Annotated in this window: 20 protein-coding genes, 1 tRNA gene, 1 other RNA gene and 1 pseudogene; 3 read left to right on the top strand and 20 right to left on the bottom strand. The window is 57.7% G+C overall.

Annotated features, from left to right (window positions below; genetic code table 11):
* The 4 genes and pseudogenes from M7Q83_RS12410 to M7Q83_RS12395 form a co-directional block, all read right to left on the bottom strand.
* Positions 1–879 (bottom strand): annotated as a pseudogene (locus tag M7Q83_RS12410) (IS1634 family transposase); the annotation flags it as partial.
* Between the two features lie 246 nt (positions 880–1,125).
* On the bottom strand, positions 1,126–2,355 hold the full coding sequence (locus M7Q83_RS12405) for an ABC transporter ATP-binding protein (RefSeq protein WP_298339320.1): 1,230 nt from the start codon (positions 2,353–2,355) through the stop codon (positions 1,126–1,128).
* On the bottom strand, positions 2,355–3,296 hold the full coding sequence (locus tag M7Q83_RS12400; protein WP_298339318.1) for an ABC transporter permease: 942 nt from the start codon (positions 3,294–3,296) through the stop codon (positions 2,355–2,357). Before M7Q83_RS12400 ends, M7Q83_RS12405 begins: the two co-directional genes overlap by 1 nt.
* The gene (locus M7Q83_RS12395) at positions 3,296–3,928 is read right to left on the bottom strand and encodes an ATP-dependent Clp protease proteolytic subunit (protein ID WP_298339316.1); all 633 of its coding nucleotides are present in this window, start codon (positions 3,926–3,928) and stop codon (positions 3,296–3,298) included. Before M7Q83_RS12395 ends, M7Q83_RS12400 begins: the two co-directional genes overlap by 1 nt.
* A gap of 120 nt (positions 3,929–4,048) precedes the next feature.
* On the opposite strand from M7Q83_RS12395, the gene M7Q83_RS12390 reads away from it, so the two are divergent.
* Positions 4,049–4,133: transfer RNA gene (locus M7Q83_RS12390), tRNA-Leu, on the top strand.
* A gap of 50 nt (positions 4,134–4,183) precedes the next feature.
* Here M7Q83_RS12390 and rdgB read toward each other — a convergent pair.
* From rdgB to M7Q83_RS12365, 5 genes are read right to left on the bottom strand one after another with little or no spacing between them, the layout of a single operon-like run.
* Positions 4,184–4,804, bottom strand: a complete 621-nt coding sequence (gene rdgB / locus M7Q83_RS12385; protein ID WP_298339314.1) for an RdgB/HAM1 family non-canonical purine NTP pyrophosphatase — start codon at positions 4,802–4,804, stop codon at positions 4,184–4,186.
* Positions 4,788–5,525 (bottom strand): ribonuclease PH, encoded by a 738-nt coding sequence (gene rph, locus M7Q83_RS12380; RefSeq protein ID WP_298339309.1) that lies wholly within the window; start codon positions 5,523–5,525, stop codon positions 4,788–4,790. The genes rdgB and rph overlap by 17 nt, the downstream gene beginning before the upstream one ends.
* Positions 5,509–6,516 (bottom strand): glutamate racemase, encoded by a 1,008-nt coding sequence (gene murI, locus M7Q83_RS12375; protein WP_298339307.1) that lies wholly within the window; start codon positions 6,514–6,516, stop codon positions 5,509–5,511. The genes rph and murI overlap by 17 nt, the downstream gene beginning before the upstream one ends.
* The gene (locus M7Q83_RS12370) at positions 6,509–7,666 is read right to left on the bottom strand and encodes an alpha-hydroxy acid oxidase (protein ID WP_298339304.1); all 1,158 of its coding nucleotides are present in this window, start codon (positions 7,664–7,666) and stop codon (positions 6,509–6,511) included. The genes murI and M7Q83_RS12370 overlap by 8 nt, the downstream gene beginning before the upstream one ends.
* 23 nt (positions 7,667–7,689) lie before the next feature.
* A complete protein-coding gene (locus M7Q83_RS12365; protein WP_298339302.1) occupies positions 7,690–8,112 on the bottom strand; it encodes a M67 family metallopeptidase in 423 nt (140 codons plus the stop codon).
* Between the two features lie 51 nt (positions 8,113–8,163).
* Between M7Q83_RS12365 and smpB the strand changes: the two genes are divergently transcribed.
* Together smpB and ssrA are read left to right on the top strand one after the other, a co-directional pair.
* Complete coding sequence (gene smpB, locus M7Q83_RS12360; RefSeq protein WP_298339299.1) at positions 8,164–8,664, top strand: SsrA-binding protein SmpB; 501 nt, start codon at positions 8,164–8,166, stop codon at positions 8,662–8,664.
* Positions 8,665–8,714: 50 nt separating this feature from the next.
* Positions 8,715–9,063: a transfer-messenger RNA gene (ssrA, locus tag M7Q83_RS12355) on the top strand.
* Positions 9,064–9,526: 463 nt separating this feature from the next.
* Here the strand turns inward: ssrA and M7Q83_RS12350 are convergent.
* From M7Q83_RS12350 to M7Q83_RS12300, 11 genes are all read right to left on the bottom strand, one after another.
* Positions 9,527–10,408, bottom strand: coding sequence for a permease-like cell division protein FtsX (locus tag M7Q83_RS12350; RefSeq protein ID WP_298339296.1), 882 nt, complete (start codon positions 10,406–10,408; stop codon positions 9,527–9,529).
* Between the two features lie 6 nt (positions 10,409–10,414).
* A complete protein-coding gene (ftsE, locus tag M7Q83_RS12345) occupies positions 10,415–11,101 on the bottom strand; it encodes a cell division ATP-binding protein FtsE (RefSeq protein ID WP_298339294.1) in 687 nt (228 codons plus the stop codon).
* Between the two features lie 96 nt (positions 11,102–11,197).
* Positions 11,198–12,301 (bottom strand): peptide chain release factor 2, encoded by a 1,104-nt coding sequence (gene prfB / locus M7Q83_RS12340; RefSeq protein ID WP_366526418.1) that lies wholly within the window; start codon positions 12,299–12,301, stop codon positions 11,198–11,200.
* Positions 12,298–15,027 carry a preprotein translocase subunit SecA gene (secA, locus tag M7Q83_RS12335; RefSeq protein WP_298339292.1) on the bottom strand — a complete coding sequence of 910 codons (2,730 nt, stop codon included), beginning with the start codon at positions 15,025–15,027 and terminating at the stop codon, positions 12,298–12,300. Before secA ends, prfB begins: the two co-directional genes overlap by 4 nt.
* A gap of 48 nt (positions 15,028–15,075) precedes the next feature.
* A complete protein-coding gene (gene raiA / locus M7Q83_RS12330; RefSeq protein ID WP_298339289.1) occupies positions 15,076–15,627 on the bottom strand; it encodes a ribosome-associated translation inhibitor RaiA in 552 nt (183 codons plus the stop codon).
* Positions 15,628–15,766: 139 nt separating this feature from the next.
* Complete coding sequence (ahcY, locus tag M7Q83_RS12325) at positions 15,767–17,044, bottom strand: adenosylhomocysteinase (protein WP_298339287.1); 1,278 nt, start codon at positions 17,042–17,044, stop codon at positions 15,767–15,769.
* 177 nt (positions 17,045–17,221) lie between these two features.
* The gene (locus M7Q83_RS12320; protein ID WP_298339285.1) at positions 17,222–18,259 is read right to left on the bottom strand and encodes a bifunctional phosphoglucose/phosphomannose isomerase; all 1,038 of its coding nucleotides are present in this window, start codon (positions 18,257–18,259) and stop codon (positions 17,222–17,224) included.
* Entirely contained in the window at positions 18,260–18,499 is a 240-nt protein-coding gene (locus M7Q83_RS12315) for a Trm112 family protein (RefSeq protein WP_298339283.1), read from the bottom strand.
* Entirely contained in the window at positions 18,496–19,857 is a 1,362-nt protein-coding gene (manB, locus tag M7Q83_RS12310; protein WP_298339281.1) for a phosphomannomutase/phosphoglucomutase, read from the bottom strand. Before manB ends, M7Q83_RS12315 begins: the two co-directional genes overlap by 4 nt.
* Positions 19,858–20,123: 266 nt before the next feature.
* Entirely contained in the window at positions 20,124–20,348 is a 225-nt protein-coding gene (locus M7Q83_RS12305; RefSeq protein WP_298339279.1) for a hypothetical protein, read from the bottom strand.
* 354 nt (positions 20,349–20,702) lie between these two features.
* A complete protein-coding gene (locus tag M7Q83_RS12300; protein WP_298339277.1) occupies positions 20,703–20,963 on the bottom strand; it encodes a hypothetical protein in 261 nt (86 codons plus the stop codon).
* Between the last annotated feature and the right edge of the window lie 50 nt (positions 20,964–21,013).

Here is a 21,013-nt window from a genome sequence, read left to right as displayed (position 1 = left end):
CATTGCCTCGTCCTTGACCAGAGCGCGAATCTGGGGAGCACGCAGTGCGGTGATGAAGTCGACCTGTTGGGGGTTAAGGTCCTCTCTCAGGCGTGCCTGGGTCAGGAGTCCCCGGTCACCGACGAGGGCTACCTTTGAGAGTGAGAAGCGAGTCTTTAACTTCTCGATCTGTTTGGCAATCGTCGTTGGTTCCCCGGTATTGCCGGGAAAGACTTCAATCGCTACAGGGATTCCCTCCTTGGTAGCGAGAAGCCCATAGACGATCTGGAGTCTTCCCCTCACCCCATCCTTTGGGTGACCCCGTTTACCAAGTGGGCAGGTCTTTCCCTCAAAGGCAGCCGATGACATGTCATAGAGGACCAACATTCCGTTCTGGAGGTGCTCTTTGGCAAGTTGATCCTCGATATGTGCTTGCTTGGGACCTAGCCAGTCCATGGCATGGTAGAGGTCATCTTCATCAATTGCCGAGACTGAGAGCACCTCACCGAGTGAACTCGTCGCCGTCTCTGCTCGTAGTCCCCTCGCACAGGCGAGCTTTGAGGAGGGACGAATCACCTGGGAGATGATCATCGCAAGGACGAGATCACGTTGTCTTGAGGGAACAGGATCGATGAGGGTATCAAGGCCAAGGTTACGGATGGTTCCAAGAACCGCGGCCACATGGCCATGGGGAAGACTCCGGGTGATCTCAAAGCTCTCGCCCAGATCTGCCTTTGGGGGTTGGTTCGCCAAGACCGATCGAAGTGCTTGGATCTTCTCAGGTGACCAGTGGCTCAAGTTAGCGAGCGTCCGGGTCTTTACCTTCCCATTCTCGCGGTAGCTCTCTCGTAACAGCATGGCCGGCGGGGAGTTACGATTGGGAACCTTGGCCACATACATGCGTACTATTCTAGATCACTACCGCATATGTGTCAAAGCCATGAGCAACAAATCTCACTCATTCCTGAGAATACATGCCTACACTTCTGACCCACCCAGACAACAATCCCCTCATAGGGGGTCACTTTGGGGGTAGAAGAGGGGTGGTTTGGGGGGAACTACGGTTTAGCGCTGACGATCGACCAGTGCTACCAACCGCTAGTGCTGATAGCGCATCAACTGCCGATGTTCAAGCGTCCAGCTCGGCTACAGGAAGTGCCGGCTTGAGACCTCATTGACAAAGACGTTCGCCTCGGCCGCGATGAGTCCGCCAACGCCTTTTTGACCACCGACGATCATGAGGCCGTTATCCCAGCGGCGACTCTCTATCATCATCCCACTCTGGGGGTGATAGAGGTTGACCTGGATCGAATAGGAACCCACGGCCAGCGGTAGGGAGCTGAACTGCACCACGGCCTCCACCGTCCCACGGACGATCACCGGCTCCATCTCCATCTCCCGGGTATGGGCACGGATCAGCGCCACACCAGCAGGGCTATAGAAGAGCACCTCGATATGACAGGAACCCGCGAGCGATGCGACGTCTTCGATCACGATCGCCAGCTCCACCTGGCTCATCGCCGCCAGTTCAACACCCCGATCGGCATCGACACCGTTGATCATCATAGAGCTGAGATGGATGTCGCGGCTGATAGCCGCCTCGAGGCGGTGATCTTCGGTGCTTGGATCATGGTTCAGGCCAGAACCCGAGAGCTGGAACTTCTGGAGCAGCGCGACCGCCTCGGCCGTCGGACCCTGACCGACAAGCCGGCCGTGATCAAGGACGAAAGCGGTGGAGCAGACCGCGCGAACGAGGTCCGGCGAGTGTGACACGAAGATGATCGTCCGACCCTCCTCCTGAAACTCACGAATTTTTGCCAAGCACTTGAGCTGGAAATTGGCGTCTCCCACCGCGAGCACCTCATCGACGAGGAGAATGTCGGGATCCATATTGACAGCCACGGCGAAACCAAGGCGTGCGTACATCCCTGAGGAGTAGAACTTGACTTGGTTTTCGATAAAGCCGCCCAACTCCGAGAACTCGACAATCGCATCAAAGCGTGCATCAACCTCTTTACGAGACAGGCCCATGAGCGCGGCGTTGAGATAGATGTTCGCCCGTCCAGAGAGATCTGGATGGAATCCAGCCCCAAGCTCCAACATCGCCGCAATGCGACCACGAATCCGAATCTCACCCGCCGAGGGTGTCAAAATGCCAGCGATGCACTTAAGCAGCGTTGACTTGCCAGAGCCATTGTGACCGAGCAAGCCAAGGGTTACCCCCTGCTCGACCTCAAAACTGATATCCGAGAGTGCCGGAAAGACCTCGTGGGGCACCTTGCCCAAATGAATAGCCTTCTCCTTGAGGGAGGTGTACTTCTCCTGAAAGAGTCGGAAGGTCTTCGAGACCGACACTACTTCGACTGCAGTTGACACTACAACTCCTCTGCAAAGTTTCCTTCCAGGCGACCGAAAATATAGACAGAGACCAGGAAGAAGATAAAACTCAGAACGATGATGGTCCCAAGGACCGCCAAGTACCACATGGGACCATAGCTAGGAAGGATATGGACAATCGACCCATTGGTGCCAAGCGGGTTCGCTTTCACATAGAAGGCTCGTTGAAAAGTAAGTGCCACCGGTGTCGTCGGATTAGCTAGATAAAGCCAGGTCAAACCATGTGCCTTCAACTGTTTGGAGAGTTCCATGAACGGATAGACCACCGGTGTCGCCCAGAACCAAGCCTGCAGCAGAATCTCCATGAGGTGCTGCATGTCCCGAAGGTAGACATTGATCCCCGACAACAACACCGCCAACGCCGAGGCAAACATCAACAACGCAAGCAGCGCAATGGGCACGAGCCACACGAAATGCGGACTCGGCGCAACCCGAAAGACGACGAGAAAGATCGCCAACACCACCGTCTGGAAGAGAAAGAAGATAAAGGCAGAGCCAACCGAAGCGAGTGCCAGGATCTCCCGAGGGAACGAGACCTTTTTCACCAATCCGCTGTTGTTGACGACCGAGCCCGTTGCACCGAGGACGCCAGACTGGAACAGATTCCAAGCCAAGAGCCCCGTGGCCAGGTAGATCGCAAACAACGGGATACCGTTCTTCAGGATCTTTTGGAACACGATGTAATAGATCAGGATGAACATCGCCGGATTCAGGAGACTCCAGATGAATCCCAGCGCCGAGTCCTTGTACTTGACCTTGATCTCCTTGGCGACGAGGTCCTTTAACAGATCGCGATATCTCCAGATATTGACGATCCGCTGCGGGACCGTCATCGAAGGACGAACGAGATGAATCGGCAGCTCCCGATCTCGCTGATAACCCGAGGGTTCAGGCACCGGTCCGGAGTGGTCGGTCTTCACTAGGAGTCGGACCCGCTCGCAGGGGCACCGTAGGAGTTCGTTCGGATCACCTGATCGATAAAACCATACTCCTGCGCCTCATCGGCGGTAAACCAACGGTCGCGCTCGGAGTCCGCCTGAATCTTCTCCACCGGCTGGCCGGTGTGGAAGGAGATACGCTCCGCAAGCTGGCGCTTTAGATACATGATCTGCTCTGCCTGGATGGCGATATCGGCTGCTTGGCCCTGCATCTGTGCCAACGGCTGATGCATGAGGATGCGAGCGTGTGGCAAGGCGAATCGCTTGCCATGGGCCCCTGCGCAGAGCAAGAACTGACCCATCGAAGCAGCCATACCGATCGTGATCGTCGAGACGTCACAGCTCACATACTGCATGGTGTCGTAGATGGCGAGGCCATCATAGATCGATCCGCCAGGAGAGTTGATGATGAAAGAGATATCTCTCTCAGCGTCCTCAGCAGCAAGCAGCAGGAGTTGAGCACAGATCGCGTTGGCCGTCAGCTGATTGACCTCCGCTCCCAAGAAAACAATGCGCTCCTTTAAGAGCTGCTGATAGACGTCGCCACCCCGATCGGCGTTAGCAGCATCCTTCAAGTCAGCGATAGAACCGGCAGTGAGGTCAGTATGATCCATGGGATCTAGGTTAATCGGACGAGCGACTGGCAAAGTTCACTCGCACAAGGTAACCCAGCTCATCTTGTCCACAGCCGATGGAACTGATCCCAGCTTTCATCCGCTAGGATCACCACCGAAGCGGGCGTGGCGAAATTGGCAGACGCGCAAGGTTTAGGTCCTTGTGTCGAGAGACGTGGGAGTTCGAGTCTCCCCGCCCGCACCACAACAGCCGATGGGCCCGACCGCGCCGTCAAAGATGACCAACAGCAAAGCCTACGTTCCGGAGTGGTCTGCTCCGAGATCAGCGAGGCCCTCAAGACGTTGTATCAGTGCGGCCAAGGCACGACCTCGGTGTGAGATGCGTCCTTTTTCCTCCCGGGTCATCTGTGCAAAGGATCGGCCATCACCCTCATCGGGGAGAAAGATCGGATCGTACCCAAAGCCATGCCCACCACTTGGCGTATGCGCAATGGTGCCCTGGACCTCGCCCCGAAAGAGCTCCGTCGTTGCCCCTCGTCGGGCCAGCGCAATCACGGTCACGAAGCGTGCCTCCCGGTCCTCGACTCCTTGCAGTTCGCGTAAGAGTCGCTCAATCCGTTCCGCATCAGAATCCCCATAGCGCTTTGAATAGATTCCCGGGACTCCTCCGAGCGCCTCAACCTCGAGTCCAGAGTCCTCGCCGAGGGCGAATGCGCAATCGCTGAGCCCGGCAACTGCCTTGAGCGTAGCATTCTCCTCGAAGGTCGAACCCGTCTCTTCAACCTCACCTCGATCGAGGCGCGCGACTTCATATCCCATTGGCAACAGATCAGCGAGCTCCGCTAACTTGTTGTCGTTACTGGTGACTAAGCCAAGTTTGATGACACTCATCGCATCCTCAAGCGCCTGCGTCATAGGCGGCGAGTGCCTCGTCGCCCAACGCGATCAGCTCCATGATCCCTGACTCGGCGAGTTTAAGAAGGTCAACCAGATGCGTCTTCGAAAACGTCGCCCCTTCAGCGGTGCCCTGTATCTCGACATACTCACCCTCACGGTTCATGACCACATTCATATCGACTTCAGCGGAGGAGTCCTCGCGATAGTCAAGATCCAGCACCGGTTGACCATCGACCATACCAACGGAGATCGCACCAAGTGCGCTCAAGAGAACCCCTGCTCGCACCCGTTCAGCTTGCTCCAAGCGCTTGAGCGCCAGCCGGAGAGCCAGCGAGGCACCGGTGATTGAAGCAGTACGGGTACCGCCATCGGCCTGGATCACATCACAGTCCACCACCAGTTCAATCTCGCCTAACCTACGCAGATCGATCGAAGACCGCAGCGAACGCCCAATGAGCCGCTGTATCTCAACCGTCCTGCCACCCTGCTTCCCCTTTACGGCCTCCCGTGGAGTGCGCTCACGTGTCGCTGCTGGCAACATCGCGTACTCAGCAGTGAGCCATCCGGAACCCTTGCCGCGAAGCCAAGGCGGAACGCGATCCTCCGCCGAGACACTACAGATCACCTTGGTCTTACCTACCTCGATCAGACACGACGCCAGTGCCATCTCGGTGTAGTCCAGCGTGATGGCAACTGCTCGAAGCTCGGATGGATCTCGTTGATCATGACGCTTGGCCACTCGTACACTCCTTTTCATCCTCGGGTCGCCCATGACCCGAGCTTGTAGGTTCTTGTCTGTTGGTCGTGAGCGTCCGTGCCGATGCGAAGGCAATGTCTTCTGGGGCTTGATGCCCCTGCAGGAGACCCTGGGACAGTGCGTCCACATGCACATGTTCGACTGAGTCAAGATCGCCTGCAAAGAGTCGTCTCCCAACCTCCTGGAAATCGACGACCGATCCCGTGCACAAGAACGTTACTGGTTCCACGACCCCTGGCCGTCCCTTGACCTGACCTGCCTCCGTCAACAACTCCCGAACCTCAAAAGCGGTCTCCTCACCACTCGAGATGAGCATCACCCCTTCGCCAAGCACAGCTCGAAACTGCGCGGCGAGGTAGGGATAATGGGTACAGGCGAGGAGCAATGTGTCGACTCCAGCTCTCCTCAGCGGTCGCATAAGGGTGCGCATGCGATCGAGGAGCGCAGGGTCATCGATGGCACCCGCCTCGACATACTCGACAAGCCCGGGACAGGCGATCGCCGTAACCGCCTGATGCGCCAGGCGACGCTGATAGACCCCAGAAGCAATCGTTGCAGCGGTCCCGACGACTCCGACACGAGAGTTCTCTGTCGCCTGGGTCATGGCCCGAACCGCTGCGTCGATCACACCGACGACGGGGACATCGCTCGTCGCCTTGAGTGCTTCGAGCGCAATCGCCGACGCGGTGTTGCAGGCGACGACGACCAACTTGAGCCGATAGCGAGCTCGCAGATACGCAAAAATCTCTAAGGAAAACTGAAGCACTTCAGCAGGTGCCCGATCCCCATATGGGGAACGCTTAGAGTCCCCGAGATAGACAAAGTGCTCCCCAGGGAGCAGATCGCGTAGTCCCTCGAGAATATTGAGCCCACCGAAACCTGAGTCAAAAACCGCGATGACCTCTCTTGGATGAAGGAGTGGATCACCTGGTCCCTCGACATTGGCCCGACTCTCAACGGCTCGCTCACCCATGCGAACCCCATACACCCAAGCGCCTGGGAAGAACGCAGTCCCTTGGAATCGATCCGAGTCCGCCGTAGCCCAAGATACCGAGCTGCTGACGAAGCTGGCTTCGGAACTCGATCAGGTACTCGACCGCCCCGAGCACGCCTCCAAGCGCATAGGCAGCCATCGCCACACGGCCAAGCGCAACCACCCGCGCGCCCAGCGCCAGCGCGCAGAGGGCATCGGTTGGGTGGGCAATCCCACCATCGACCACAAAGTCATGCTCACGAACTTGGGGGGCGAAGAGGGCCAGTGCCTCAGCCGTCGTTGCGAGCAGATCACTCTGTCGCCCACCATGATTGGAGACCCAAGGGGTCACCACTGACATTGGCGGGAGCCCCTGGATCACTTCGAGATCAGCAAGCGAGAGCACCCCCTTGATCATGGGATCGATTCCCCGCCCCTGGCACTGATCGAAAAAGCCTACAAGATCAAGATCGTGCACCTGGTCGATCGCGTCGGGAGTGAAACCATTCCCAAAGGCAGGACCATCCTGATCTTCGGGGGCGAGCACCTCGCGTAGCCGTACGATCGGGGAAAAGTCATGTAGCTGATCACGGTGTCGTGCACCGAGGTAGGGGGTATCGATGGTCAGGGCTGCTGCCCGCACCCCTATCTGTGCACCGGTAGCGAGGAGTTGACGAGCAAAAGCGGGATCCTGGGTCTGGTAGACCTGAAGCCAAAGTTCACCATGCCGTTGGTCACCAAACCCGGCAAGAAGCTCCCGATGAACTGGGCCGAGCCCCTCGATCTCATGAGCTTCGATGCGTCGACCGAGGTCGAACGCCTCCGCAATCGCCGCAAGCCGGCGACTCGATCGAGTGGAGATTGTGTAACCAAATCCTGCCACCCCAGCCGCAAAAGCCAGACCAGGTTCGCCTGCCGGGTTGAGCAAGGACTGAAACGCTACCGGCGCTATCGTCAATGGAGTATCGAGCGTTCGACCTCGAAAGACAACGGCGTCATCCACGCTCGCCGGTCGCTGCAGATAGGTGGGTGCGAGTGCAAACTGCTGCCACGCCCCATAGTTCATCCTCATCAGATGCTGTCGGTCGGCCGCACCGAAGAAGTAGTCAGCCGTCGGCTCGTCGAGGCTGCGGGCCCCCTCGGTAAGCACTTCGCGCGCGAGCCATGGCACCGTCACGACTGGGAACCGGACGACAGCGTCATCGCCTCCCCAATCTGGACCTCGACCACCTGCCCCCCGTTGATCACGAAACAGCGCATCTCTGCGAGTGGGCGCGCGAGGGAGACTACGACATACCACCATGACGGGTCTGGAGCCTGCGCGACATCCGTGGGGGACGGAAAGGCCTCGGAGTTGGTGTGTGAGTGATACACACCAACAACTCGCAACCCTTGGGCAACAGCGGACTCGCGAGCGTGCATAACATCCTGGGGATCTGCCACAAAGACTCGGGCAGAACGAGCCTCGTTCCGAGCCGGAAAGGCCTGTAGCACCCTATGCTCATCGCCAATCAAGAGACCGCATGCCTCGAGCGGGTACTCCTGGATGCAATGCGCTAGGATGATGTCTCGGGTTACGGTTTGCATCTCCACCATCGTGACCAGCGTACCAACCAGAACCCGTCCATCCTTAGATTGTGACTGATAATGCCTCGGAGCACGAAAAAAAAGAAGACACCAGATGCCGCCAGCTTTGGCAACAGAGTCGTGGCCCAGAACCGTCGTGCCCGTCACGACTACGAGATTCTTGAGTCATTCGAGGCCGGAATCGAGCTGGTGGGGGGAGAGGTAAAATCGCTTCGAGCAGGCCGCGTGCAGCTGCGCGATTCCTATGCACGCATCGAGGGCGGCGAGGTCCTCCTGCTCAAGATGAACATCGCGAGCTATGCCCAGGCCACTGGTTTTGGCGCCTTCAGCCCAGAGCGCACTCGGCGCCTCCTTCTCCATCGCTTTGAGATCGACCGACTCACCGGCAAGCTCGAACAGGACCGGCTGGCATTGATTCCGCTGTCGGTCTACTTCAAAAATGGCCTCGCCAAGGTCGAACTCGCCCTCGCCCGCGGACGCACCACCTACGACAAGCGCCATGTACTCCAGGAGCGCGACGCCGCCATGGAGATGAAGAGGCTCCACGCTACCTATCGATGAGGGGCTGCATTCATCTCCCCCGTACAACCGACTAGGATAGAGGGCTGAAAGGGGGTGTACCGGATTCGACTTTGGACGACTTTGTGAGAGAAGCGAGCAGTGCTCTCCGGAGGCACTTTAAAAAGCCGGAAAACAAAATAAATGCCGAACCTTCGTTCGCACTCGCCGCTTAAAACCCGGTGACGTCCCCTCAGGTGGTCGCGTCGACACCTGAATGGGGCGTTATAAACAGACGCTCACTCCTTTCGGCTCTTCTTGAGGCTCTTGGAGGACATCAATCAAGAAAACGGTAGTGAAGTCCGTCGGGTGGCACCACTATCGATCAAAAACCCGACTGCGCTCGGAGAAGAATCATGAAAGCGCCAAGGGACGCGGGTTCGACTCCCGCCACCTCCACGGCACGAGACCGATAGCACTATCGGACCGAACGGAATGGGGCTGCCTGAAAGGGTGGCCCCCTTTCCAGTTACCTGTCACATGGCCGATTCCGCCAGTGTCACATCACTAGAGCAGTCCTGATTGAGCAGTCCTGATTGAGCAGTCCTGATTGAGAGCGGCACCTGGGCACCCTTCATCCTCCGACCAGTCAAGAGGAGGACAAGCCCCCTCATCATCACCACGATCCGGAGGATCCTGACGCCCAGGAATCGACATCGAGCTATGACCCAGCAGACCCAGTGTTGTGGCTCAGGCCATAGACAACACCCATCCTCGCGACTTACTCGGACAATTTTCTCGAACCTGTTACCAAGTGGCGGCCCAAGATCTCGTCGTCCTGATCAAGATCACGCGTCCCTGGTCGAATCAGAGCGCCAAGGACGGACACCTCTCTGTCGTCCACGACGACCGACTGGTTTCGGTATTAGGCAGCGAGGAAACGGCGTACCGCAATGGTGGAACCGAGCGTCCCCACCACGACACCGGCCACCACGATCACGGCGATCGTCTCAATGAGATTGTGGCTCGTCAGGACGAAGCCTTCAAGGAGATGCATGCGAAAGTGCGAAATGGCGTACCCGATGAGCGACTTCACCAGGATCACTACCCCGGTTGCGACCAACGCGCCAATCAAGCCCTGCACCAGCCCTTCAAGCATGAATGGGATCTGTATGAAGGAGTTTGTCGCTCCCACCAAGCGCATCACCGCCACCTCCCTGCGTCGGGAGAAGATCGCCACCCTGATGACGTTCAGGATCAACACCGCAGCTGATACCAACAGTATGATCGCGACAGCCAAGATCACCGTCTGGGCTACATTCGAGACCGTCGTGATGGTGTTGATCGCCGAGAAGTTGTCATTGACCGTATCAACACCCGGTTGCCCCTGAAAGATCGCCGCGACCGCCCTCGTCTCCGCTGGATTCACCAAGGAGACCCGCAAAAACGTGGGCACCGCCGATTCAGGTACCGCGTTCACCAGATCTGGTTGATTCGCCAAGAGCCTCCGAAAATCAGCGTACGCCTGTGCTCGAGGGACATAGGAGAAGCTCTTCACCGCTGGGAGTTGGTGCAGTTGATCCTCGACCGCAGCGAACTCGGTCGGAGAGATCTTCGGCTGGAGGAAGACCAGTAGCTGTACATTCCCCTTCCACTCGGCCGTTGCGGTAGATACTCCCTGCTTGATCAGCAACGCTGAACCCACTAGGGAGAGGGAGATCGCCACAGTGAAGATAGCTGCAAGCGACATCAGCCGGTTGCGCCAGAGATTTGTGCCGGTCTCCGCGGCAAAATACTTGATTGACATTGCCCCTTACACACCCAACCCGTAGACGCCACGAACCTGATCTCGGCTGAGGTGACCATTGTCGATCTCGATCACACGCCGCCGCATGGAGTCGACGATGCCCACGTCATGGGTCGCCATGACCACAGCAGTACCAGTCCGGTTGATGCGCTCGAGGAGGTTCATCACGCCCCAACTGGTATCGGGGTCTAGATTGCCGGTAGGCTCGTCAGCAAGAAGGATCAATGGCCGGTTGACAAAGGCGCGCGCAATCGCCACTCGTTGCTGTTCGCCACCAGAGAGCTGGTGTGGGAAGCGCTCCATCTTGTCCTCAAGACCGACCAGACGAAGGATCTGGGGCACCTGGGTGGCGATGAATCGGTTGGGCTTGCCGATCACCTGGAGAGCGAAGGCCACGTTCTGTGCCACCGTCTTATTGGGAAGTAGACGGAAATCTTGGAAGATGACGCCGACGTTACGGCGAAAGTGGGGAACCTTCCAGTTGGGCATCGTCACCAGATTCTTGCCGGCGACCCAGATGGTACCATCGTCTGGCTTCTCTTCGCGGATCATCAACCGGATCAAGGTCGTCTTACCCGAACCAGATGACCCGATTAAGAAGACGAACTCTCCTCGATCGATCTCAAAGGAGATGTCCCGCACCGCGGAACTACCCTTGGAGTATGATTTGGAGACATTTTCAAACTTGATCACTCAAGAACTCCTTTGCATCGACCGGATCCATACCCGGGGGCACGGACAGCTCGACCGTCTCGACATATCCTAACACCCGAATCATTGCTCCGAGTCTCAATCACTGTCATTTGCTCGACGCCATTCGAGAAACGCCTGGATAAATGGACCAATCCTTCCATCGAGCACCTCCGTCACATTATGATCTTCGTAACCAGAACGATGGTCCTTGACCAATTGATAGGGCGCCAAAACATACGAACGAATCTGGTTGGACCAACTCACCTCGGACTGGGGGCCGCCGATCGCACTCATCTGTGCGCGGAACTCCTCTCGATGGCGTTGCTCAAGCTTGGATACGAGAATCTGCATCGCCCTCGCCTTATTCTGCAACTGGGACCGCTCATTCTGACAGGAGACCACAATCCCAGTCGGCAGATGGGTGATGCGCACCGCTGAGTCGGTCACATTGACGTGCTGTCCACCCGCTCCGGAGGAGCGATAGGTGTCAATTCGCAACTCCTTGTCGTCGATCTCCACCTCGAAGGACTCATCCATGAGCGGTGTCACCTCAAAGGAGGCAAAACTCGTATGGCGTCGGTGCTGGGAGTCGAAGGGTGACATGCGAACGAGCCGATGCACCCCCCGCTCCGCCTGGAGTAACCCATAGGCGTAGCGACCCTTCACGATGAAGGTAGCGGAGAGAATGCCCGCTTCACCACCGGGCGTCACCTCATCAAGCTCGAAGCTGAACCCCGCCTCACCCGCGTAACGCTCATACATGCGCAACATCATCTCCGCCCAGTCCTGGGAATCGGTACCGCCCGCACCAGCATGAATCTCCGCAATCGCGTCACCCTCGTCGAACTCTCCCGATAGGAGGGCCCGAATATCCAGGCTTGCAAGGCGTGCGCTCACCCAGGAGAGGTTCTCCTCAAGTTCATCGGCGAACTCAAGATCACCTTGCTCAAGGAACTCGGCCTGCACTCGCGCATCCGAAAGACGGTGCTCGATGGCCTCGAGCAACGTAACGTCCTCTCGCATCTGGGTGTAGCGGCGCGATACCTGCTGCGCCTGTTCCGGAGAGGACCAGAACTCAGGGGCGGCCATCTCCGCCTCGAGCTCTTGGAGCTGGACCTCAGCATCATCAATCTTGAGATACCGGCGAGCCGCTCCAAGTCGATCCTCAAGCACTCCTAACCGGTCGCTGACGTCACTCACTTGCCGTGACAGTGCTTGTATTTGAGCCCACTGCCACAATAACAGGGATCGTTGCGGCCGATTCGCTCCTCTTCAGACTTGACAAGCGTCGCGTTCACCTCAACATCCTCGATCGGCCGTTCTGCCACCGCCACCGCACTTTGTGCTGCCTGGAACGACTCCAAGAGGTTGACGTCGCCAGGGTCAGTGGCCCCATAATAGGACGCCTGTGCGAGATCAACACCTTGAGTCTCGGGACCAACGACTTGAACCTGGAGCACATAGCGGATGTAGTCATTCTCGATCCGCTTCATCAGCTCCTGGAACATGTCATAACCCTCTTGTTGCCATGCAACCAAGGGGTCCTGCTGTCCCATCGCACGGAGATTGATCCCGTCGCGGAGATAATCCATATCGATGAGATGTTCACGCCAGTGCTGATCGACCACCGAGAGGAGTACCTGGCGCTCGATCTCACGTGCTGGTGCCCCAGGCTCCTCATCCGGTCCCAGCGGAAGACTGGCAGATTTCTCCTGGTAGTACTCCAATGCCTCCGCATGCAACGAGGCAGACACCTGGGATTTTGTCGTCGCCTGATGAAGGTCTTCGACGACGAAGGCGGTCGGCCAATACAACACTACCTGCTCAAGAAGTTCATCGAGGTTCCAGTTGTCCTCATAGTCCGTTGGGAGATAGGTCTCCACCAGTCGGTCAATCACCCGCGACAAGGAAGCGATCGTGAACTCACTGAGATCCTCGCCAGCGAGGATCTCACGGCGGCGCTCGTAGATAACCTTGCGCTGCTCATCCAGGACCTTATCGTACTTGAGAACATCCTTGCGGATGTCGGCGTTTTTGGCCTCCACCGCGGCCTGTGCGCGTTCGATGGCGCGCGAAACCGTCTTGGCTTCGATCGGCTGATCCTCTGGGAAGGCCTTGCTCATGACCCAGTTCACCACGCCACCCCCCGCGAAGAGCCGCATCAGCTCGTCCTCAAGCGAAAGATAGAAACGACTCTCCCCAGGATCGCCTTGGCGACCAGCGCGACCACGAAGCTGATTATCGATACGCCTTGACTCGTGTCGCTCCGACGCGATCACGTAGAGCCCGCCGAGTTGGCGAACCTGTTCGGCCTCTTCGGCACACACTTGGGTGTACTTCTCCCGCGCCTCGGCAAAGTGTTGTTGGCCCTCCTCACTCTCGGGGTCAACACCGTTGTTCATCAGCTCAGAGAGGGCAAGCCGATCCGGATTCCCGCCGAGGAGGATGTCCACGCCACGGCCGGCCATGTTCGTCGCCACGGTCACCCCGTGGAGACGACCAGCCTGGGAGACCACCTCCGCTTCGAGTGCATGCTGCTTGGCGTTGAGTACGGCGTGAGGAATGGATCGAGCGCTGAGCAGCTTGGAGAGGAGTTCAGACTTGGCCACTGAGATCGTGCCAACCAGTACCGGCTGTCCCCGTTCAAATCGGGCCTCGATATCATCGACGACGGCGTTGAACTTCGCCTCTTCGGTCTTGAAGATGAGATCACCGTGGTCAGTACGGATCACGGGCTTGTTGGTGGGAATAGGGACCACGGTCAACTGATACGTCGAGGCGAACTCAGCGGCTTCGGTCTCGGCGGTACCCGTCATCCCAGCAAGCTTCTCGTAGAGACGGAAGTAGTTTTGCAGCGTCACCGTCGCCCAGGTATGGTTCTCCTCTTGGATCCGCACACGCTCCTTGGCCTCCACCGCTTGATGGAGACCGTCGGACCATCGGCGACCCTCAAGGATCCTGCCGGTGAACTCATCAACGATCTTGACCTCACCTCTGTCGACGATGTAGTCCTTGTCCCGCTTATAGAGATCCTTCGCCCGAAGCGCCTGATTGAGCTGATGGAGATAGGTCATGGCAGAGATGTCATAGAGATTCTCGACCCCGAGCGCCTTCTCTACCTTCCCGATCCCCTCCTCGGTGGTCATGACGATCTTCTTTTCTTCATCGACCTCGTAGTCAACCCCCGCTTTGAGGGTACGCGCCACCCCCGCAAACTTGTAGTAGAGTTCGGGGGACTGCGCCGATGGACCCGAAATGATCAACGGCGTACGCGCTTCATCGACCAGAATGGAGTCAACCTCATCGACAATGGCAAAGGCATGGCCGCGTTGCACCATATCGTCGAGGGTGGTCGCCATATTATCGCGCAGGTAATCGAAACCGAGCTCGGTGTTGGTGCCATAGGTCACATCCCGCGCATAGGCCTCACGCTTGAGTTTGGGATCGCTGATGTCGGCGGTCACCCGCCCCACACTGATGCCGAGCCGATCGTAGATCTGGGTCATCCACACCGAGTCACGGGCGGCGAGGTACTCGTTCACCGTCACGAGGTGGACACCTCGCCCGGTCAACGCATTGAGATAGACCGGCAGCGTCGAGACCAGTGTCTTTCCTTCACCCGTCTTCATCTCAGCAATCCATCCAAAATGCAGTGCCATTCCACCCATCAGCTGGACGTCATAATGGCGCTGACCGATGGCACGCTTGGCCGCCTCGCGGACGGTGGCAAACGCCTCGACCAAGAGATCCTCAAGGGTCTCACCTGCATCGAGACGATCCCGGAACTCATCCGTCTTGCCTCTGAGCTCGTCATCGGTCAGCTGCTCGAACTCGGGCTCGAGCTCGTTGATCAGAGGAACGACGTCAGCAAGGCGCTTGACCTTTTTGCCTTCACCTGTTTTTAAAACTCGATCGATTATACCCATATCAACTCCCGGTGGCTCCAAGCACTACAGCAGTCTAGCCTTGGTCCCTCAGGAAGGATCGGCTACCTCAGCCTGATCTATTAATCCAACGGAGCCGTCTCCGCGACGATAGACGACGGCGGAACGCTCGGTCAACGAGTTGATAAAGAGATAGAACGAGTGCGATAGCAGCTCCATGCGGACCGCCGCTGTCTCGGGATCCAGCACCTCAAGCTCGAAGGCCTTGGAACGCACAATCTGGGGCACCTCATCGAGTTGTGAGAGATCCGCAACCTTGTCCGTCCGATGGTGTGGGTGACTGCGCGCCAGGAGACGACCCTTCAGCTTCTCGAGCTGATGTGCCAACTTGTGTTCCGCACGATCAAAGGCGGCCAGCTCATCGTCGGCAGCACCCTTGGCACGAGCCACGGTACTCGCGAGCCGAAGGGTGATCTCCGCATGTACCTTGTCACTCTGGGCCGGATTTTGCGAGCGTTCGAAGAATACCTCTGCGCGGTCGACCTCTCCGAGGTACTTACTGAGGCGATGGACCCGGTCCTCGATCAAAGCCTTGGAATCATCGCTAATCACACAGCCCTTGCAACGGTACTCAACCTGCATCTCATTATCTCCTTCTGCCTGCTGGCTCACTTACCACATCTATCTGCATATCGCGAAGAGAACATCCCACTGGTCACCACCGGTGATCGTCCATCATGGAGATCCTCGTCCGTGGCCCCAGTACGCGCTCCGGTCGGTCCTACTTCGTACCGTCGGTCCACGACGCGAGGTACTCCCGTTGGGCCGCGGTCAGCTCATCGAGCATGACTCCCATGGAGGCGAGTTTGAGCTCTGCAACAGAGGCATCGATCTCACTCGGGACATCATAGACCTGAGCGGTTAACTCACCTCGGTGAGCCACTAGCCACTCTACGCTCAGCGCTTGATTAGCGAAACTCATGTCCATCACCGATGCTGGGTGGCCCTCTGCCGCACTGAGGTTCACCAAACGCCCTTCAGCGATCACCTGGACTCGCCGATCGTTGCCGTCATCACCACGGACAAGAAATTCCTCGACCATCGGGCGAACCATTCGGCGCCGCTCACCAGTCGTCATCTTCGTCAGGCCAGCGAGGTCGATTTCAACGTCGAAGTGGCCCGAGTTTGCTAACACTGCGCCGTCCTTCATCACACGAAAGTGCTCTGGCCGCAGCACGTCACGGTTGCCCGTAACGGTAATGAAGATATCGCCGATCCGTGCCGCCTCAGCCATTGGCATCACTGCAAAGCCATCCATCACCGCTTCGAGCGCCGGCAGCGGCTGGATCTCGGTGACGACGACCTGGGCACCCATGCCACGCGCCCTCGAGGCCACACCCTTGCCGCAGTAGCCGTAACCAGCGATCACCATGACCTTTCCGGCGAGCAACATGTTGGTAGCCCGAATCACTCCGTCAAGGGTCGACTGTCCGGTACCATAGCGGTTGTCAAACATGTGCTTGGTGTTCGCATCGTTGACCGCAACGATGGGGTAGCCAAGCGAGCCCGCCTGTTCCATGGCGCGCAAACGAATCACACCCGTCGTCGTCTCCTCAGTGCCCGCAAAAATACTCGATACCTGCTCTGGACGCTCACGGTGCACGCGTGACACCAGGTCGCAGCCGTCATCCATGGTGACCTGTGGTTTTGCATCGAGCACCGCATCGATGTGAGAGTAGTACGTCTGGGTATCCTCGCCACGTCGAGCAAAAACAGCAATGCCATCGTGCTTGACCAACGAGGCCGCTACATCATCTTGAGTCGAAAGAGGATTCGAGGCCGCGGCGACGACCTCAGCACCGCCGGCTTGGAGCGTTCGTAGAAGATTCGCTGTCTCCGTCGTGATGTGCAGACAGGCCGCGATGGTAATCCCAGCAAGGGGTTTGGTCTTTGCGAACCGATCACGGATCGAAGTGAGGACCGGCATCTGTCCGTCGGCCCAAAGGATCCGCTGACGCCCGGCGTCTGCCTCACTGATATCGCTGATGTCGTACTCCACTGGTTACCTCTCTCTTGGTCCTATTCCTGTTATCACGGTCCTCCCGATAGTCAGGAGGCGACGATTCTTAGCACAACTACGTATGGTGTCATCCACTCTACCCGATGGTGTGGTCGCTACCACGAGCAACCGTGAGAACCAGGGCTTACGTAGCCAGATACGCTCGCGCGCGATCAGCTATTCCGCTGCTGCACCCGCCAGGAAACGTTTGACATTGTCAAGAATCGTGATCGGACCCGGATCGATACCGAGCTGCCCAGCGAGTGAGAGGGCGACATAGTCACCGACAAAGGTCAGATCGAAGAGGTTTGCCAACTCGCCAACACCATGTCCCTCGATCTCGATACAGTGCGCGAGACGAGGACCGATCGTCTTCATTGCGAACTCGTAACGGCGCGCAATCTGGGGGTGTTCATAGTTGTGGCGAAGAATCACCAAAGAGAGATCGCGCGCCAGAAGCTCTGGGTAGGCGTCGAATCCCGCCAATTCGTTATGGCAGGCCTCAGGATAGACCGAGGAGAACGCCGGTGCCTTCGCATTCTCGTTGATCTGGGCCTTCCAGCGCATCGCCGCAACCTGGCCGAGTGGACCAGAGGAGACGATAATCGGGATGGTGCCCTTCAATTCGGCGGCGATCGCGCCGGCCATCGAATCAGGGGCGTCGAGTTCGTCGCGTCGCTCCTTGAGCCGCGTGATAGCGAGGTTGATCCAACCCGTTGCGCCTTTGAAGAGTCCAACCTGATCAAGAATGCCAAGTACCGATACCGACAGTGCGCCAAAAGCCGCTCGTGGCTGGGGAATGCGCCCGTCGACACTAACGACGCAGCATCCCCGCTCCTCCACCAACCGTGCGAGTTCACCACCGGAGGTCACAGCAACACACTTTGCCCCGTGATCGATCGCATGAGCAACCACCTCAAGCGTCTCCTCGGTATTGCCCGAGAAGGAGACGGCGATCACCAGCGAGTGTGGGCCGACGTAGCTCGGAAGCTCATATCCTTTGACAATCGTGATCGGGATTGCCATGAACGGAGCCGCGGCGGCGAGTGCGACATCTCCTGCGATCCCGCTCCCTCCCATCCCGACGACCACGACGTGTTCGATGTGGTCTTTGTTGGGCAGATCGCACACCGAAGCGACCTGGGAGAGTGCTGCTTCCATCTGTTCGGGGAGCATCCGTGTGGCCTCCCACATGCCTTGTGAATCGACGTACACTTACGAATCTTCTCCTTCAGTCTGCGGTGATTTGTCAGACGCAAGCTCCAAGAGCCGAACGTGCTCCTTGTCGTCGACGAGTTCGGCCTCCTCAATCAGGAGAATAGGGATATCATCCTCAATACGATATTTGCGTTTGAGGCGTGGGTTGTAGAGCGCACTTTCGCTCGCAAGATAGAGCAGCGGCTCATGATCGACCGGGCAGGCCAAAATCGCCACAAAGTCCGGATCTAGGGTCATCGAATCACCTCCGAATCCGCTTTTGCCACAACGGCAAGAACTTCATGCGATCGCCGCGACACCTCATCATCCGTTGGCGCCTCAAGATTGAGACGCAACAGCGGCTCGGTGTTGGAGGGTCGAAGATTGAACCACCAATCACCAAAATCAAGCGTTAACCCATCGAGGTGATCGACTACCGCCCGCCCCTGATAGGCGTTCTCAACAAACGCAAGGACGGCCAAGGTGTCTTGGACCTTGGTGTTCACCTCACCAGAGTCGGAGTAGCGCTCCAGCGAACCCCGCATCTCCGACAAGGATGACCCCTTGATGGCGATCTCCTCGAGGACCGTCAAGGCCGCGATCATTCCCGAATCGGCACGATAGTTATCGCGGAAATAATAATGGCCAGAGTGTTCGCCCCCAAAAATAGCGCCAGTGCGAGCCATCTCCGCCTTGATAAACGAGTGGCCAACACGAGTTCGGATGGCGGTTCCACCAGCCTGTGTGATCACCTCAGGCACCGCCTTCGAACAGATCAAGTTATACAGAATCGTCTCGCCTGGAAAGCGACTGAGAATTCTGCGTGCGATCAGTGCCGTCGTCGTCGATCCCGAGACTGGGGCGGCCTTATCGTCGACCAGAAAAACGCGGTCAGCATCGCCATCAAAGGCTAACCCAACATCAGCTCCCATCGATAGAACCTTGGCCCTGAGATCGACAAGATTCTCTGGCTGGATTGGGTCAGCCGGATGGTTGGGGAATGAGCCATCGAGTTCGCCGTACATCACCTCAAGGCTGACGCCAAGATCATGAAAAACCGGCCCAACGATCAAACCGCCCATGCCGTTTGCGGTATCTGCAACGACTCTGAGGCCACGGAGCTTCGTGACATCGACAAAGGCGCGCACGTGGGCGACGTACTCATCGAGCATCGATCGTCGCTCGCACGTTCCTTGCACTGCACGGACAGGAACAGTGGTTGCAAGGTACTTGGTGGCAAGCTCTTGCACCTCCACCAAACCACTCTCTGCGCCCACAGGGCTCGCGCCAGCCCGACAAAACTTGATACCGTTATAGTTTCCCGGGTTGTGCGACGCAGTGATCATCACCCCAGGAAGATCGAGCCTGCCACTCGCAAAATAGAGGAGATCAGTTGAGGCGAGTCCCACATCGATCACATCTACTCCCGAGGCGTTCAAACCTTCGACCAACGCAGACTTGAGCGCATCGGACGAGAGCCGCATGTCGTAGCCGACGATCACTCGATCGGCGGCAACAACCTGGGCGAAGGCCGCACCAATCGCCCGTGCCCAATCGACATTCAGTTCGTCTGGTACGATCCCCCGAACATCATAGGCCTTGAAAATATCGCTCATCAGCCGGATTCACCCTCTTTCGCTACGACGACCGTTCAAACGCATGAACTCGCCATCACAGCTGTGTGGCGGGACCAAACCAGTGCAGTCTAGCCAACCCGCCGACCTACTAACCACTGGCGATCCTAGCAGAGAACGATGGCTGACGGTGATTGTCAACGGCCGGTGCTCGGGATCCACCACGGATGTTGATGACGAGCCAAGCCGCGCACCGCAGCCATGCTTCCCAAGCTGGGCTTCAGCCGTCGTTCGTACGAGCAAGCATGCTACGAGGCAGTTTTAGCGGGCCTTCCGCTCTTTCTTCGGTTGCCCGAACGTGCGCTCGTGGCCGCCAACTCTACGACTTCGCCAACTTGGGCCGCGAACCCATCGCGACGCCACCATCGGCTGCCGCAGGCGGCACAGCTCACTAACACCACCTCGTGATCACCGACACCAAGCTCGATGATGACGAGCTCTTTCTCGCGACAGACAGGGCACAACGCATCCACCCGACTCCTCCTCCACCCATGCTTTGAGGCTCTAGCGGGCCTCAGAGGTAAGTTGTCGGATCATTTTTTCCAAAACTTAAACATTTGATGAAACACTTCTTCCCAGGTGAAGGGGTACTTTCTGGTGAAACTTCATCACAACTTCGCCCTGTAGCTATCCTCTGTCAACCCTGAGGGGCAACCGGTGAACGTTCCATGCGTCTCCAAGGCCGCTTGACGAGCTAGTTCACTCACGCAACGATTACCGCTAGCACTGACATCAGAGCACTTCAAACAAGGTTTCTTGGAGATGGCTACATCGAACCCCTCCTTTCACGCAGCAGCATGCTCGGTAGCGGACCGCAGCGGCACCAGTCAAGACAGTGCCAGCTCCTCGTTACCTGGAAGCATGCGTGTTCTTCGCTCCTTACCTCTCACAGGAGTAGCACCTCGTATTGGATAGAGGTAACCACAGTCAGCACAAGCGATCCCGCGCACCTGGGCGACCTTGCGCTGGGAAAGAGAGCCTATCTGCGCTGGAGCATCCTGACATCGGCCATCATCACGATACGGTGTTCTGGTCCAGAGATGCCATAGCCCGTTCAAGATACAGTTAGCGATTTCATGGTAGTCCATTCCATCGCCTCGCAAGACCACTAAGCGGCTTGCTCCGGGGCACCTGCAAT

It is taken from the genome of Ferrimicrobium sp., assembly GCF_027364955.1.
In the GTDB taxonomy this organism is placed as follows: Bacteria; Actinomycetota; Acidimicrobiia; order Acidimicrobiales; family Acidimicrobiaceae; genus Ferrimicrobium.
Note: the sequence above shows the minus strand (reverse complement) of the source record. Positions and strands in the feature narration are given on the sequence as shown.